General features: G+C 64.9%; 15 protein-coding genes and 1 pseudogene. 6 read left to right on the top strand and 10 right to left on the bottom strand.

Annotated features, from left to right (window positions below):
* The 3 genes from EN745_RS03535 to EN745_RS03525 form a co-directional block, all read right to left on the bottom strand.
* Nucleotides 1-630 (bottom strand): porin (locus tag EN745_RS03535; protein WP_145991976.1); only part of this gene is annotated, 630 nt, incomplete at its 3' end.
* A gap of 376 nt (nucleotides 631-1006) precedes the next feature.
* Nucleotides 1007-1723 (bottom strand): hypothetical protein, encoded by a 717-nt coding sequence (locus EN745_RS03530; protein WP_348627209.1) that lies wholly within the window; start codon nucleotides 1721-1723, stop codon nucleotides 1007-1009.
* A 290-nt stretch (nucleotides 1724-2013) separates the two neighbouring features.
* Complete coding sequence (locus EN745_RS03525) at nucleotides 2014-3006, bottom strand: adenosine kinase (RefSeq protein ID WP_126056801.1); 993 nt, start codon at nucleotides 3004-3006, stop codon at nucleotides 2014-2016.
* 276 nt (nucleotides 3007-3282) lie between these two features.
* On the opposite strand from EN745_RS03525, the gene EN745_RS03520 reads away from it, so the two are divergent.
* Together EN745_RS03520 and EN745_RS03515 are read left to right on the top strand one after the other, a co-directional pair.
* Nucleotides 3283-4185 carry an EamA family transporter gene (locus EN745_RS03520; RefSeq protein WP_127420551.1) on the top strand — a complete coding sequence of 301 codons (903 nt, stop codon included), beginning with the start codon at nucleotides 3283-3285 and terminating at the stop codon, nucleotides 4183-4185.
* Nucleotides 4186-4249: 64 nt separating this feature from the next.
* Complete coding sequence (locus tag EN745_RS03515) at nucleotides 4250-4945, top strand: sulfate transporter family protein (RefSeq protein ID WP_127420550.1); 696 nt, start codon at nucleotides 4250-4252, stop codon at nucleotides 4943-4945.
* A 9-nt stretch (nucleotides 4946-4954) separates the two neighbouring features.
* Here the strand turns inward: EN745_RS03515 and EN745_RS03510 are convergent, their stop codons facing one another.
* From EN745_RS03510 to EN745_RS03490, 5 genes are all read right to left on the bottom strand, one after another.
* A complete protein-coding gene (locus tag EN745_RS03510) occupies nucleotides 4955-5758 on the bottom strand; it encodes an oxaloacetate decarboxylase (RefSeq protein ID WP_126056798.1) in 804 nt (267 codons plus the stop codon).
* A 78-nt stretch (nucleotides 5759-5836) separates the two neighbouring features.
* Nucleotides 5837-6661: a hypothetical protein gene (locus tag EN745_RS03505; RefSeq protein ID WP_127420549.1), complete on the bottom strand. Its 825-nt coding sequence runs from the start codon at nucleotides 6659-6661 to the stop codon at nucleotides 5837-5839.
* 177 nt (nucleotides 6662-6838) lie between these two features.
* On the bottom strand, nucleotides 6839-7498 hold the full coding sequence (locus EN745_RS03500) for an HAD family phosphatase (protein WP_189347613.1): 660 nt from the start codon (nucleotides 7496-7498) through the stop codon (nucleotides 6839-6841).
* On the bottom strand, nucleotides 7498-7983 hold the full coding sequence (dut, locus tag EN745_RS03495; RefSeq protein ID WP_127404763.1) for a dUTP diphosphatase: 486 nt from the start codon (nucleotides 7981-7983) through the stop codon (nucleotides 7498-7500). The genes EN745_RS03500 and dut overlap by 1 nt, the downstream gene beginning before the upstream one ends.
* An 84-nt stretch (nucleotides 7984-8067) precedes the next feature.
* Entirely contained in the window at nucleotides 8068-8538 is a 471-nt protein-coding gene (locus EN745_RS03490; RefSeq protein WP_126056794.1) for an Lrp/AsnC family transcriptional regulator, read from the bottom strand.
* Nucleotides 8539-8653: 115 nt separating this feature from the next.
* On the opposite strand from EN745_RS03490, the gene EN745_RS03485 reads away from it, so the two are divergent.
* The 4 genes and pseudogenes from EN745_RS03485 to EN745_RS03470 all read left to right on the top strand — a co-directional run bounded on the left by EN745_RS03485 (nucleotide 8654) and on the right by EN745_RS03470 (nucleotide 12206).
* Entirely contained in the window at nucleotides 8654-8905 is a 252-nt protein-coding gene (locus tag EN745_RS03485) for a DUF6356 family protein (protein WP_126056793.1), read from the top strand.
* A gap of 15 nt (nucleotides 8906-8920) precedes the next feature.
* Nucleotides 8921-9721, top strand: coding sequence for a class II glutamine amidotransferase (locus tag EN745_RS03480; protein WP_126056792.1), 801 nt, complete (start codon nucleotides 8921-8923; stop codon nucleotides 9719-9721).
* Nucleotides 9722-9905: 184 nt separating this feature from the next.
* Nucleotides 9906-10699 (top strand): annotated as a pseudogene (locus EN745_RS03475) (class II glutamine amidotransferase).
* A 133-nt stretch (nucleotides 10700-10832) separates the two neighbouring features.
* Nucleotides 10833-12206 carry an amidase gene (locus tag EN745_RS03470; RefSeq protein ID WP_126056791.1) on the top strand — a complete coding sequence of 458 codons (1374 nt, stop codon included), beginning with the start codon at nucleotides 10833-10835 and terminating at the stop codon, nucleotides 12204-12206.
* Here the strand turns inward: EN745_RS03470 and EN745_RS03465 are convergent.
* Both EN745_RS03465 and EN745_RS03460 read right to left on the bottom strand, forming a co-directional pair.
* Nucleotides 12203-13273 (bottom strand): FAD-binding oxidoreductase, encoded by a 1071-nt coding sequence (locus tag EN745_RS03465; RefSeq protein WP_126056790.1) that lies wholly within the window; start codon nucleotides 13271-13273, stop codon nucleotides 12203-12205. The genes EN745_RS03470 and EN745_RS03465 overlap by 4 nt on opposite strands.
* 67 nt (nucleotides 13274-13340) lie before the next feature.
* Entirely contained in the window at nucleotides 13341-15158 is a 1818-nt protein-coding gene (locus EN745_RS03460) for a winged helix-turn-helix domain-containing protein (protein ID WP_127420548.1), read from the bottom strand.
* Between the last annotated feature and the right edge of the window lie 162 nt (nucleotides 15159-15320).

The following is a 15320-nucleotide window of genomic DNA, read 5'->3' as shown; positions in this document are numbered from 1 at the left end:
AGAGCCCTCTTCGAGAGAGACCACGGCCGAGAAGCCGTTGCCGGCGTCGAAGTAGTACTGGACGACGTTGGTGTCGAAATCGCCGTACGGAACCAGCGTATCCTGGATGACGTTGCCGGCGTAGCCGATGAACGAATCGAACGCCGATTCGTCCTTACCGACGCGCAGACCACCGAGCTGGATCCAGGCGAACTTCACCGAGACGCCCTTGTCGACGGCGGGATTGCCGGAGGCGAGGGTGCCATAGCCGTTGCTGTTGCCGAAGTTGAAGCGCATTTCGGTGTAGGTCTTCAAGGTGCCGAGCTCGGTTTCCTGGCCGGTCCAGGTCTTGAAGGTGAAGCGGGCATTCTTCTTCCAGGTGTCCTGCTGGTCACCGTCCTGGTGGTCGAAGGACTTCGCGCCGTCGAACGAGCCGACGTCGCCCATGCCGATGTCGTAGCGGACATAGCCGCCGATGCGAAGGCAGGTTTCGGTGCCGGGGATGTAGAAGTAGCCCGAGCCGTAGACGTCGCAGATCTTGACGTATTCGGCCGGCTCCGGCTCGGCGACAACGACGGCGTCGGCGGCGCGCGCACCGGAAACTGCGATCAGGGCCGCAGCTGAGCCGAGAAGAAGGCTCTTGATGTTCATTTTCTGAATCTCCAGTCAAAAGTTAAAACGGGTTTGATCTCTTGAAAGGCAGCGTTGCCGCCCCCTGTCCCCACGGTTGAAAAAGACGCGCATCGCGCCGCTTCTTCGCGCTCCACATGACCCATGTCGCAGCGCGGTTCAACAGAGATTGTGTCATAAAAGCGGCTTTTGGAATCTTGGAAAAGTATTGTTGCGTAAATACCACGAATATATTGTCGAAATTGGCACAAATGGCACAAGTTGTACAAACGAAACGTAACTATAGATTTACACAACCTGGGATACATCCAACGATGACTGTTCCATGAAATACCATTAGCCGACTAGTTAATGACGCGGCAACCGCCGTTTAACTAATTGATTTGAAAGAAAAAAATCAAACTCGCGAGCCGTTGGGATTGCTGGTCGGCGAAAAGTCGCGTGCGGCCAGCATGACTTCGCGCACCCTGTCGTGCTTGAGCATTTCAAGGGGAGTGCGACCATCGAGATCGGGCGAAGGGCGGGTCAGCCAGAACCAGGCCAGCCTCGGATTGGCGATCACCGCCAGCAGCTCTCTGATCCCCGCGGCCGGCCTGCCGTCGACGAACTGGGCCAGCGGAAAGACATGCTTGCGGCCACCCTTGCGCAAGGCAATGACCTCGTTTCGCCGTTGCCAGCGATGCAGGGTCGAGCGCGGTATGCGGAAATTCTCTTCCAGATAGGTCGATCCTGCGACTTCGCCCGCCCAATCCTCGATCAGCACGGATTGTAGATCGTTGGTTCGCTGGCGCTCGCGCGGCGACGGGGGCTTCCCGGTCGCGGATGGCGGCACCGGGTGCTCATCCGCCCCACCGGCGTCTGCCGTGCTACGGCCGGCGTCTGCCGTGCCGCCACGCGCGGCCTTGTTGGCGGTCATGCTGAAGAACGCGGAAGCAAGCGCGGTCCAATCGCCTTTGAGGGAGCCGATCGCGAGCCGCTGTGTTTGCGGCAGGAAGGGAAAGGCGGCGGCGAAACCGCCGGCGATGGCGCTGGCTGAAGCCAGCGCTTGCGGATCGAGGAGCACGCCGTGCTGGGCCAGTGCCTGCTGCACCGCCTCGGCGACGAGGCCCGCCAAGGCATCCTGCGATGTCCCATCCGTCGGATTTTGAAATCTGGTCATGTGTCTGTCTTGCGGGCCACGCGCTCTCCTCCCCAGCTGCGGCCGATTGAAATGGCTACAGCAGGAAGCAAAAATGGCAGCAACGACAAACACAGCGACCCGACAGGTTGCTGTCTTGCATTTTTTTGCACCCCAACTGGACATCCCGAAATGTCAGTCGCGGGACGCCTCGGTTTGCGTGTAGGTGCGCTCTATGACAGGCGCGCGACAGTTGGCGTCGTTCGACGCGCCCAATGCAATGAAGGCTAAAGCAGCCCCGCCAATTGGGCCGCGCTGCGCAAATTCTGCCTTGGGCGCGGCCCGATCTGTTGGATCACCAGCCCGGCCGCCAGCGAGCCGAGGTCGCCGCATTCCTTGAGGCTGCGTCCTGCGGTGTAGCCGTAGAGGAAGCCGGCGGCATAGAGGTCGCCGGCGCCGGTGGTGTCGACCAGTTCGCGGATCGTCGTCGCATTGATGGTGACGGTCTCGTCGCCACGCACGATGACCGAGCCCTTTTCGGAGCGGGTGACGGCGGCGATCTTGCAATCCTTGCGGATCGCTTCCAGCGCGTCCTCGAAGGACGAGGTCTGGTAGAGCGACTTGATCTCGTGGCTGTTGGCGAAGACGATGTCGACGGTGCCCGAGCGCATCAGGTCGAGGAACTCGTCGCGGTAGCGGTCGACGCAGAAGGAATCCGACAATGTCATCGACACTTCGCGCCCGGCGGCATGCGCCAGTCTTGCCGTCTGCCGGATCGCTTCCTTGGCGCGCGGCGGGTCCCACAGATAGCCCTCGAAATAGGTGACCGCGGCGCCGGAGGCCTTGTCGGCCTCGACATCTTCCGGGCCAAGCTCGACGCAGGCGCCGAGATAGGTGTTCATCGAGCGCTCGCCGTCCGGCGTGACGAAGATCATCGATCGCGCCGTCGGCGGCTGGCCCTGGAGCGGCTTGGTGTCGAACGCGACGCCCTGGGCCTGGATGTCGTGGGTGTAGATTTCGCCGAGCGGGTCGTTGGAGACCTTCCCAAAGAAGGCGGCGCGGCCGCCGAAGCTCGCAACGCCAGCCGCCGTGTTGCCGGCGCTGCCGCCGGAGGCCTCGATCGCCGGGCCCATGCGGCTGTAGAGCAGTTCGGCGCGCCTGGTGTCGATCAGGTTCATCGCGCCCTTGATGATGCCGTTGGTCTCGAGGAAGGCCTCGTCGCACTGGGCGATGATGTCGACAATGGCATTGCCGATGCAAAGCACGTCATAATCCGGCATCAATCTCTCCGCCTTGGAACCTGCCGGCTTTCTGCCACGCCGGCCGGGCGCGGGTCTAGCGAGTTGCCGCCCTTTTGCCTACCCCGAAAATCGGCATTGGGTTCCGCCATGCCGGTCAATGGCCGCGCCTATTTGCCGGCTGTTGCAGCCATCGCATAAAACTGGACCATATCGGCCGTGATGATGACGGCTATGGTTGCATCCGGATCGAAACATTTCCGCCTGGCCGTCGGCTAGAAGCGATCCGAGCGAAGTTTCTGAGAGCACGAACCAGCAATGCCCGCAAAGACCGACATGACCACCGAACTGTCGCTGCTTGCCGTGCTGGCGCTGCTATGGGGCGCGTCCTATACCTTCATCAAGGTTGGCGTCGAGACGATCCCGCCGGTGACCTTCATCGCCGCCCGCACCCTGATCGCCGGCGCCATCCTGCTGGCGATCATCCGCTGGCGCGGCCTCGCCATGCCGAGGGACGCCGCAACCTGGCGTCGCTTCGCCTTCCAGGCCTGCCTGAACAGCGTCGTGCCCTTCACCCTGATCGCCGCCGCCGAGCGCTCCATTGATGCCGGCCTCGCCACCATCCTCAACGCCACCTCGCCGATCTTCACCTTCCTCCTGACCGCGCTGATCACCCGCCACGAGCCGGTGACGCTGCGCAAGCTGGTCGGCGTCGGCGCCGGTATTGCCGGCATCTGCCTGATCGTCGGCACGGAGGCGCTCGGCGGTCTCGGCCATCAGCTGTGGGCACAGCTTGCCGTCGTCGCCGCTACCGTCAGCTATGCGGGCGCGGCCATTTTCGGGCGCAACTTCAGAGGGCTTGACCCAATGCTGCCGGCCGCCGGCTCGATGATCTGCGGCGCGGCGATGCTGATTCCGTTGAGCCTTGTTTTCGACCGGCCCTGGACGCTCTCGCCATCGACCGCGTCGATCCTCGCCCTGATCGGACTTTCAGTCTTCTCGACCGCGCTCGCCTTCTCGATCTTCTTCCGCCTTATCCACACGCTGGGCTCGGTCGGCACCACATCGCAGGCCTATCTGCGCGTGCCGATAGGCGTCGGCATCGGCGCTCTCTTCCTTGGCGAGAGCCTCGGTCCGACGGCCTGGCTCGGCATGGGTTTCGTCGTTGTCGGCGTCGCGGCGATGACCATCCCCGCCCGGCAGACGAAACTTGCGCAATAGTTGCGCTGCTCGACAAGGGTGCCTATCTCGGAAGCGTCTTAGTCAATGAGGGGTTGGAGACGCCGTGATCCTCGACGCCGCCCGCGCCGCTGCCAGCCGGCTGTTCTCGCCCGAATTCCGTTCCGTCTTCCTGAAGACGCTGGGGCTGACCCTGCTGGCGCTGGTGGCCTTTTGGTTCGGCATCGAGAGCCTGCTCGGATGGCTGGCCTGGCCGTGGCTGCAGACGCTTCTGCCTGGGCTGCCGTCCTGGGCCGGATGGCTGGGCGCCATTGTCGCCGGCATCGTCCTGGCGATGGGGATGGCGCTGGTTGTCGCGCCGGTGACGGCGATCATCGCCGGCCTGTTCCTCGACGACGTCGCCGAAGTGGTCGAGCGCACCGATTATCCGGACGACCCGCCCGGCCGTCCCGTGCCGGCGCTGCACTCGCTGGTGCTGGCGATAAAATTCTTTGGCGTCGTTGTTCTCGGCAACATCATCGCCCTGCTGCTGCTCCTGGTGCCGGGCATCAACATCGCCGCCTTCTTCATCGTCAACGGCTATCTGCTCGGGCGCGAGTTCTTCGAATTCGCCGCCATGCGCTTCCGCCCGGAGGCCGAAGCTAAGGCCTTGCGCCGGAAGTATGCCGGCACCGTGTTCCTGGCCGGGCTGGTCATCGCCGCTTTCCTGGCCGTTCCGGTCGTCAACCTGCTGACGCCGCTCTTCGCCGCCGCCATGATGGTGCATCTGCACAAGGCGGTGTCAGCGCGCCGGCCAGGATGACCTTTTCGGTCAGTCGCCGTTCTTGCCGAACAGCGCTTGCAGCTTGCCGAACGGCATGGCGGCGCGGGTGAAGCCGAAGGTGCCGTCCTGCTGGATCTCGCGCGCCGCGGTCTCCAGCATGCCGAAGGCGAAATTGGTCAGCCAGGGCCCGAGCGAGATGCGCTTGACACCCGCCTGGGCGAGGTCGGCGACGGCGAAGCCCGGCCGCGCCATGACGTTGACCGGCTTGGTCACCGACGAGCAGACGATCCGCACCGTCTCGACGTCGCTCAAGCCCGGCGCGTAGAGCACGTCGGCTCCGGCCTGCTCGAAGGCCTGCAGCCGCTTGATCGTGTCATCGATATCGGACCGGCCCCACAGGAAATTCTCGGCCCGCGCGGTGAAGACGAAATCGTGCTTCAGCGCCCGCGCCGCCTCGACAGCGGCGGCGACGCGTTCTACGGCGTGCGAAAAATCATAGATCGGCTTCTCCCGATCGCCAGTGTGGTCCTCAATCGAGCAGCCGGCAAGGCCGGCCGCCTCGGCCGCGAAAACGGTCTCTGCCGCCTGTTCGGGGCTGTCGCCCTTGCCACGTTCGAGATCGGCCGAAACTGGAAGAGCGGTCGCCGCCGTCACCTCGCGGCAGTGATGGATCATCGCGTCGAACGTCACCGCGCCGTCGGGCAGGCCGCGCGAAAAGGCAAAGCCGGCGCTGGTCGTCGCCAGCGCCTTGAATCCGAAGGAGGCGAGAAGCTTTGTCGTGCCGATATCCCAGGGATTGGGCATGACGAAGGTCGAGGCGTGCAGGTCGCGAAAGATCTTGCCCTTGTCCATGGATGCTTCCCTCATATGTGGACTTGTGAAGCGGAGTCTAGCGCGACGATTTCAACCGGGCAAACGAATGCGCCTGGCTCAGAAGCGTTTCTGGTTCTCTGCTGACAGACGCTCGAACGCCTTGGAACTAGGCACGTAGCGCGACGCCTTCTTGCTCCAGCGATAGGTCACAGAGATCTTGTGCGACGAAGCCTTGGGCTGCTCGTCTTCGCAGTCTTCGCCCGGCACCGTGGCGTCGGTCACCGTCGCCTTGATCGCCGCATAGCGCCGGCCGTCCGCGAGCGTCTTGAAGGCAAGATCCTGCGTCCGCTTGTAGCAGTAGTTTTCATCGAACGTGTTGATGGTGTCGACCAGCTCGAAGCGGTCGCTGCGGACCATGAGCAGCAACGTGCTGACGTAGCCCTGGTTCGAATTGAAATGCGTGCTGGTGATGACGACGGCGTCATCGCCGGCGCTGATCGAAAGCCTGGCCGGTTCGCGAAAAAATGTGCTTCGATCGGTGGCGACATTGACCGCGTCGAGCAATTCCGGCTTGCCGCCGAGGTCGTAGAGCGCCAGCACAGCGAAACCCTCGGCGCTGTCGGAGGCTTGCCCGAGGTCGAACAGCATCGTCAGCCGTTCCTTGCCGCCGGCTTTGATATCGAGGACGGCGGCGCTCGACAGGTCGCCGGTCGAAGGCGGCGCCTCGTCATCAGCGTCACCGCTGATGGGGCGGATCTTGATCGGCGAAGTGCCGGCGAGAACGGGGACGACCAAGTTGGCAAGGTCGAGATAGGTGACGTCCGGATGGCTAGGGACGGCGCTGCTCAGTTCCGGGAAGCTGGCGGTCTGCGCGTCTGCCGTCGCCCAAATCCAGGGCAAGAGCAGGCAAGCGAGAATGAAGCGAAACAAAATGGAGATCATATGTGCGGGCGCCCCCCGAGAGAGCCTACGCTAGAGCAATTCGAGGAAAAGTGTGAAGCGGTTTTCCGTCCGGATTGCGTCGAAACAAAAGAGGTGGTTCTGCGTTTCCATCACCGATCAACCACTCCAGCGCGGAGTCTTGAAACGCAAAGCCAGGCCCCAAGGCTGAAAACCGGCTCAGCCGATCGGCACCAGCCCGGCCAGCGCGCGCATGTCGTCGAACAGAATGCCGCCGGCCTCTTCCAGACCATGCGGGTCGGAATAGGGATCGGCGTGATAGGAGAAGACGCGCATTCCGGCGGCGATGCCGGCCTCAGTGCCGGCGACGCTGTCCTCGATGACGATGCAGTCGGCCGGCGCGAAGCCCATCGTCTTTGCCGCGTAGAGAAACAGGTCCGGAAACGGCTTGCCGCGCCCGACCATGGTCGACGAAAACATGGCGTGCTCGAACAACGGCAGCAGCCCGGTCTGGCCGAGCGTGATATGCATCTTCGACACCCGAGCCGATGAGGCGACGCAGTAGGCGATGCCGGCGGCGCGGACCTTCTCGATGAAGTCGCGCACATAAGGGATCGCCTCGACGCCATGCGCGAACAGGTCCGGCAGGCCGGCGTTCCAGCGGTCGACGAAATCGACGCCGAGCCTGACCTCGGTCGCCGCTTCGATCTCTTTCTGCACCGAGGCCATGCTGCGGCCGGAGAAGTGCTTGCGGCAATATTCGAAGGTGGTGGCGAAGCCGGCGCCGCTCAGCCACTCGGCGAGGCGCCGGTTGGCAAGGTTCTCGGTGTCGACCAGGACCCCGTCGCAGTCGAAGATGACCAGCTTTGGTACAGACATCAGGCCGTGCCGGTCGACCCGAAGCCGCCCGCCCCGCGCGCCGTGCCGCCAGCGAGCGAGCGCTCCTCGATCGCCACTTGCGTCACCGCGGCAAAGACGATCTGGGCGATGCGCATGCCGCGCGTCACCGCGAAGTCCTCGTCACCGAGATTGACCAGCAGCACCTTGACCTCGCCGCGATAATCGCTGTCGATGGTGCCGGGTGAATTGAGAACGGTAAGGCCGTGCTTGAAGGCAAGACCGGAGCGCGGCCGGACCTGGCCTTCCATGCCTTCCGGGATTTCCACGATCAGCCCGGTCGGCACCAGCGCGCGTTTCCCAGGCAGGATGAGCAGCGGCCGGTCATCCGGTACCGCGGCGCGCAAATCCATGCCGGCGGCGCCTGAGCTTTCATAGGCCGGCAGCGGCAGGCCTTCGCCATGCGGAAGCCTGACGAAACCGACGGAGGGGCCGATGACGGGGGAGGGATAGACAGCTGTGCGCATGAGCCCATTCCTATCGGCGCGAGTGCCGGAAAGGTCAACCCGGCCGCAACGCTATCAACGCCTTTCTTTCGAGGCGGTTCCTGCTCAGCGCAGTTCCACCGGCACGACCGTCGTTTCCTTGATCTCCTCCATGACGAAGGAGGCCGAGACATCCGACAGCGCCACCTTGGCGATCAGCCGCTGGTAGAGCCGGTCATAGGCCTTCACGTCGGCGACGCGGGCTCTCAGTACATAGTCGAGATCGCCCGACATGCGGTAGACGCCGGTGATCTCGGCAAAGCCGGTCACCGCCGCGCGGAACTTCTGAAGCCAGTCCGGATCGTGGTTGGAGGTGCGGACCAGGATGAACACGGAGAGGCCGAGCCCGAGCTTGTCGGCATCGACCAGCGCCACGCGCCCGATGATGACGCCGTCCTCCTCCAGCCGCTTGACCCGCCGCCAGCAGGCATTGCGCGACAGCGCCACCCGCTCCGACAGCTGATCGACCGACAACGTACCGTCGCGTTGCAGCTCCGCCAGCAATCTTCGATCGATTTCATCGATTTCTATGCTCATCCTGGGATGAATGTCCCAAATTGTTGCTCATCGCAAGGACAATTTGGGATCGATGAACCTTTGACCCGTGGCACGATACTCAGCATCGGGGCTCATCCCGGCAGGAGGGATCACCATGACGACGTTTTCGAAGCTGTTCACCTCTCACCCGGCCAAGGTGGGCGAGACCTATTTCAGCCACATGGCCTTCGCCGCCTGGTTCTGCTCGCGCCTGTCGCTGGCCGCGGGCGCGGCGCTCGTTCACGCTTTCTTGCCATTTCTGTTCGAGACTACCGCCAGCCGAATCGTCCGCGAGCTCTATGAGCGGACGCACAACAGAGGCTCACACGCGGTCAAGGAGCCCAAGGCTCTGATGGACCGCGCCTAGCAACGGTGGAATGCGATGTGCCGGTGGGCGGCCTATTTTGGTGAAGCGGTCTTCCTCGAAGACATCATCACCGCGCCCTGCCATTCGCTGATCGCCCAGAGCCACTGCGCCCAGGAAGCCAAGTCGCCGACCAATGGCGACGGTTTCGGGCTTGCCTGGTATGGCGACCGGCCCGAGCCCGGCCTCTATCGCGACATCCTGCCGGCTTGGTCGGACCCCAATCTGAAGAGCCTGTGCCGGCAGATCAAGTCCGGCCTGTTCCTCGCCCATGTGCGCGCCTCGACCGGCGGCGCCACCAGCCGCATGAACTGCCATCCTTTCATCTCCGGCCGCTGGTCGTTCATGCACAACGGCCAGATCGGTGGTTTCGAGAAGATCCGCCGCGCGCTGGAGAATTCGCTCTGCGACGCCGTCTTCGACCAGCGCGAGGGCACCACCGATTCCGAGCTCTTTTTTCTCCTGATGATCGACGAGGGTCTGTCCGAAGACCCGCAAGGCGCGGTGTCGCGCGCCACCAGTCGCGTGCTGGACGCCTCGCGCCGCGCTGGCCTCGAGCCGGCGCTGAAGCTGACGGCTGCTTTCTCCAACGGCCAGGCGCTCTATGCCGTGCGCTACGCCACCGACGATCATGCGCCGACGCTCTACACCTCCGTCTTCCGCAACGGCGCGGGCCGCTGCATCGTTTCCGAACCCTTCGACCGCGACGGCGGCGAGTGGCAGGCGATCCCGCCGTCGAGCTTCGTCACCATGACGGCGGACGGCATGGGCATTCGGCCTTTTGCACCTGCAGCGAACAAGCTGGCGCTGGTCGGCTAGGCACGATCTCGATCGCCCGGCGATCGCCGGCATCTTTCCAGCCTGCCTCGGGCAAAGGATCAGCAAAACATCAGCGCGACGTAAGGACGCCAATCCGGCCTCCTGTCATCTCTGGCGCCTCACCGGCGGCGAATGGTTTTCATTCGCGGCCCCGGTTGGATGCGCAAGAGAGGATGACGCAACAATGTGCAGATGGGCCGCCTATCTCGGCGAAGCGATATTCCTTGAAGAGATCGTCACCGCACCTTCACACTCGCTGATCGTTCAGAGCCGCGACGCGCGGGAGGCGAAATCGCCGACCAATGCCGACGGCTTCGGTCTGGCCTGGTATGGCGGCCGGCCCGAGCCTGGGCTCTATCGCGATATTCTGCCGGCCTGGTCAGACCCTAACCTGAAGAGCCTGTGCCAGCAGATCAGATCCGGCCTTTTCCTGGCCCATGTCCGCGCCTCGACCGGTGGCGGCACCAGCCGCGTGAACTGCCACCCGTTCATTTCCGGCCGCTGGTCGTTCATGCATAACGGCCAGATCCACGGCTTCGAAAGGATACGCCGCGGACGGAGAACTCGCTTTCGGACGCCGTCTACGACCGGCGCTCGGGCAGCACCGATTCCGAGCTGTTCTTCCTGCTGATGATCGACGAGGGCCTGTCGCGCGACCCGCATGGCGCGGCAACGCGAGCCGCCAATCGCGTGCTCGACGCCTCGCGCCGCGCCGGTCTGGACCCGGCGCTGAAGCTCACCGCCGCCTTCTCGGACGGCAAGGCGCTCTACGCCGTGCGCTACGCCACCGACGATCATGCGCCGACGCTTTACACCTCGGCCTTTGGCAGGGGCCGCTGCATCGTCTCGGAGCCCTTCGACCGCGAAGGCGGCGAGTGGCAGACGATCCCGCCATCGAGCTTCGTCACCATTGCACGCGATGGCATGGTCGTTCGGCCCTTTACTCCGGCTCTGGCGGAGCTGGCGCTGGCCGGCTGAACCATCCCGCCGCGAATGCCAGCGCAATCCCGATCAAGCGAGGCCGATCCTCGGATGCTGAACTCGGCTTGAAGCCGCGCCACAGTCCGCCATCTTGATCAGCAGGCGCGGCCAGCAAGTCGGAGCATTCGTCATGGACATCGCCTTCGCCTCGACCATCGAGCTCGCCACCGCGATCTCCGCGCGTAGAATCTCGGCCGCCGAGGCGTTGGATGCGCATCTTGCGCAGATCGACAGGGGCAACGGGGCGGTCAACGCCATCGTCACCCTCGACAGGGAAGGGGCTCGCGAGCGCGCCAGGCAGGCGGACGTTGCGCTGGCGCGCGGCGACGCGCTGGGTCCGCTGCACGGCGTGCCCTTCACCCTGAAGGACACGCACGACACGGCCGGCATGAAGACCACGGTCGGCTTCCCGCCGTTTGCCGACTATGTGGCGAAAAAGGACAGCCCGGTCGTGGCGCGGCTGAAGGCGGCTGGCGCAATACTGATCGGCAAGACCAATGTCGCGACCATGCTCAGCGACTGGCAATCGGACAATCCACTGTTCGGCCGCACAGGCAACCCCTGGAATCTGTCGCGCACCGCCGGCGGCTCCAGCGGTGGCGCAGCGGCGGCTGTTGCCACGGGCATGACGCCGTTCGAGGTCGGCACCGACATGCAGGATTCCATCCGCTTGCCTTCCGGCTTCTGCGGTGTCTACGGCCTGAAGCCGACCGAGCACCGTGTTTCGCTGGCCGGCGCTTTTCCCGATCCGGGCGGGACGGTGCGCAGCGTCCGGCTGATGTCGTGCCTCGGCCCGCTGGCGCGCAGCGCCGAGGACCTGGCACTGATCTACCGGATCATCGCCGGACCGGACGAAGGCGACACCGACCTTGCGCCGGTGCCGGTCGAGGCTACGGAGACGCCGGACGTCAGTTCGCTGCGCATCACCGTCGCCACGTCCTTCCCTGGCTTCCCGGTGGCTGGCGAGATCAGCGCCGCCGTCGAAAAGCTTGGCGAGAAGCTCGGATCGGCAGGCGCCATGGTCGAGGAGGCAAAGTTGCCCAGGCTCGATCTGCACGACGATCTGGCCGAGGGCGGCGCGCTGATCGGCATGATGCTGGAGGCCGCGCAGCCGGACCCGCCGGACCAACCGACGCCTGTCTCGCGCTGGTTCGCGGCGCTCGCCCGGCGCGACCGCTCGATTCTCGCCTGGGACAGGTTCTTCGAAAGCTGCGATGCGCTGCTCTGCCCGGTCGCCATGACCACTGCCTTCCCGCATTGCGCGCCGGGAACGGCGATCGAGGTCAACGGCAGAGAGGAAAGCTATTGGATGCTGCCGGCCTATGGCGCGGTGTTCAATTATTCCGGCCATCCGGCGCTGACGATACCCGGCGGGTACGGCAGCGAGGGCCTGCCCATCGGCCTGCAGTTGGTCGGCAGTCGCTGGTCGGAATCGCGGCTGCTCGGCATTGCCGCGGCGATGGCGCCACTCGCTGGGGGCTTTCGCAGGCCGACCGGCTATTAAGAGAAGCGGCCAAGCCTGTAAGACTGAAGCAATGGATCGCGCTCGCCGTCCAGGATTTCGCGCGCGGCAAAGAGACCGACGGCCGGCGCCAGCGTGATGCCGGAATGCATGACGGCGACATAGAGCCCGTCCACCCCCTCGGCGCGGCCGATGATCGGGAAGCCGTCGACCGGGGTCGGCCGGTAGCCGACCGTGTGGAAATCGAGTTCCAGCCCCTCGGCGCCGCGCAGCATCGCCTTCGTCGCCTTGAACAGCTCGCGCGCCGTGTCCTCCGCATTCTCGCCCGGATCGGCGCCGCCGAAATCCGAGCCGGCGATGATCCGGCCCTCGGCCGTCTGGCGCATGTGCAGCCGCTCGGCCAGCACCAGCCCGTTGAGCAGCGTTTTGTAAGGGCGCGAATGGACGATCAGGCCGGGCGGTGTTTCGATCGGCAGCTTGACCCCGACTGTTTCGGCGATCCCCGGAGCTCCAGCGCCGGCCGCGATCACCACCTCGTCGGCGGTAAGCTGCTCGCCGGACATCTCCACGCCCGTGACCTTGCCATTGGATCGCGCCAGGGCGGTGACGGTTCCGGTTGCCAACTTCGCGCCGCGCCGCTCGGCATCGGCCAGCAGCGCCCTGGTGGCGGCAACCGGCTCGGCGACGCCTTCCTCCGCCACATAGAGCGCAAGCTCCGGAAGCTCGGTAAGATTGGGCTCGATGCGGGCCACCCGATCACGGCCGACGCGCTCGATGCCGTAGCCCCAGGAGGAATGCTCGGCCGCATAGGCCTCCAGCTCGTCCGCCGGCATGTCCCAGCACAGGCCGCCGCACCAGGCGAGCGGCAGGCCGGGCAGATCCTTCGCCAGCCTTGTCCATTCGGCCATGGCGCGCCGGCGCAGCCGGAAATAGGTCTCGGGGTTGCCCCAGCTGGCATTGATCCAGGCAAACGAATTGGGTGTCGCGACGCCATCCGCGCCGCTACCCGAAATCACCGTCACCCGCGCCCCGGCTCCCGTCAGATGCCAGGCGATCGAGGCACCGATGATGCCGGCGCCGATGACGATGACTTCTTTCGCGCTGCTCATGCCGGGCTCCATTGGGGTTTCCCGTCATGCCATCGCACCGAGCCAACCTCAAGCGAGAGTCTATGCGCTACCCAAGCGCCTCTCTCTTGGCGCCGGCGAGCAGCCCTTTCAACTCGTCGTACCGCCGCATGAGGCGCGGCGAGTCGACTTTCTTCGCGACCGCGAGCACCGTGCCGAGCTCCAGCTCCGCGCCGGTGCGGTCACCCAGCTGGATAAGCAGCGCCGCGAGCGAAAGCCTGGCGTCCGCGCAGTTGGTCGGCGAGCCGATCTCGGCCCAGCGCGAGCATGCGGTCTGCAGCTCCCACGCCGCTTCCACAAGGCGATCTTCCCGCATGAACAGTTCCGCCTTGGCCTCGGCAGTCAGCGCCCGGATCGAGGCCATCGGCCAACGTTGCGGCTCGCTTTCCAGTTCGGCGATCACCTGCTTCGCGCGCTCCAGCCGATCGGTCCGCGCCGCCACCTTGGCGAGCGTGGCAAGGACCATGCCGCGCCGCTGCAGGGTTGGCCAGCGGTTCCCAACCAGGGACCGCTCGAGCGCGCTGAAAGCGGCCTCCGCCTGTCCCTGCTCGAGCTGCAGCAGCGCAAGGCCGGGCTGCGGGTCCCAGCCCGCGGCGTGGGACGCGCGATAGGCTGTTTCTGCCTCGGCGAAATCGCCGGCGGCAAGATGAATGTCACCCAGGACGCGCAGCGCATCGCCAGTGGCCCAAGGCGCGTCGAGCGCAAGCTGGTCGAGCGCGGCACGCACCAGCGTCTCCGCCTCTTTCAGCGTGCCATGGACGCCGAGCACCTCGGCCCGATGCAGCCGGCACGAGCCTGTGAGTTCTTCCAGCCCGTGTCCTCTGCACCAACCCTCGTAGCTGAGGGTCCATTGGTTGGCTCTCGCCCAGTCGCCGAAATTTCGGCAGGCCCAGAGAATGTTGCAGTAGAGGATACCGCCGACGATCGGGTCGACATCGCTGGAGAGACCAAGCGCTGCGGCAAAATCCTGGTCTTCCTGCCCGGACCTTGTTTCCCCAAGGCAAAGCTTGAAGAAGCCGCGATAGATGAGACCGAGCGACTCGACGACCGGATCCTCGAGCTGCTTGCCGACCTCGAAAGCCTGCTCGGCGAGCGCAAGCGCGTGCTCCGGCTCGGCTTCCGCGCCCTTGATGCGCGCGCCCATCCAGCACCAGAGGCCATGCTCCCTGCTCTCGGTGGCGCCATCGATCAACTGCGCGGCTCGCTTATGCCAGCCATTGGCGGCGGCAAGCTCTCCTCTTTCCAGATGGATCATGGCAAGGGTGATTGCCGGAGAAGCCGCGCGCAGGCGTTCGCCGGCGACGCCGTACTCCGTCACCGCGCGCGCCAGGAGCGGAATGGCTTCCGCCGGCCGTCCCATGCACTCCAGTGCCAAGGCCCATTCTTCGAGATCGGCCGTCAACAACTCGTCGGTGGCGTCTGCTTCGGCGAAGGAGGCCGCGGCCTCACGCCATTTTCTGGCCGCAACGGCCGCGCGTGCCAAAAGGATTGGCGAGCCGGGGCTCGAAGGCTTGCTCACCTCGCCGGCCGGAACGATCTTGTTTTCCGGAGCGGCAGGTGAATCCAGGTAGATCCGGTAGCCAAACCGGGGCAGGTTGCGCAGCGCCGTTTCAATTCCGCCCTGGCGAAGGATACTGCGAGCGAGACTCGCCACGCGCTGCAGCGAGGCCTCCGTCACCGTGACGCCCGGCCACAGCGTTTCGAGCAGTTCGTCCTTGCTCAGCGCCCGCTCCTGATTTCGCAGCAGCATGGCGAGGAAGTCGAAGACCAGCGGCTGCGCCTCGACCTCCCTGCCGGCGAGGCGAAGGGCGCGGGATTCCTCGTTCAGCTCGAAGTCGCCGAAGCAATAGATCCCCATCGGCAGCATTCCCTCCAACGACAATGGGCAAAGGATCAGGAGAAGATAAGCGCGGCGTAAGGACTGTCGGCCGCCCCTTCTGTCATTCTTCCCGTGCCTGGCGAGCCAAGCGGCACTTTAGCCTAGCAAGCCCGGGCATGTCACCGGCAGCGACCTGGTCGGTCGCCCGCC

The sequence above is a fragment of the Mesorhizobium sp. M4A.F.Ca.ET.022.05.2.1 genome, from assembly GCF_003998845.1.
Lineage (GTDB): Bacteria > Pseudomonadota > Alphaproteobacteria > Rhizobiales > Rhizobiaceae > Mesorhizobium.
This window is presented reverse-complemented; position numbering and strand designations above follow the sequence as displayed.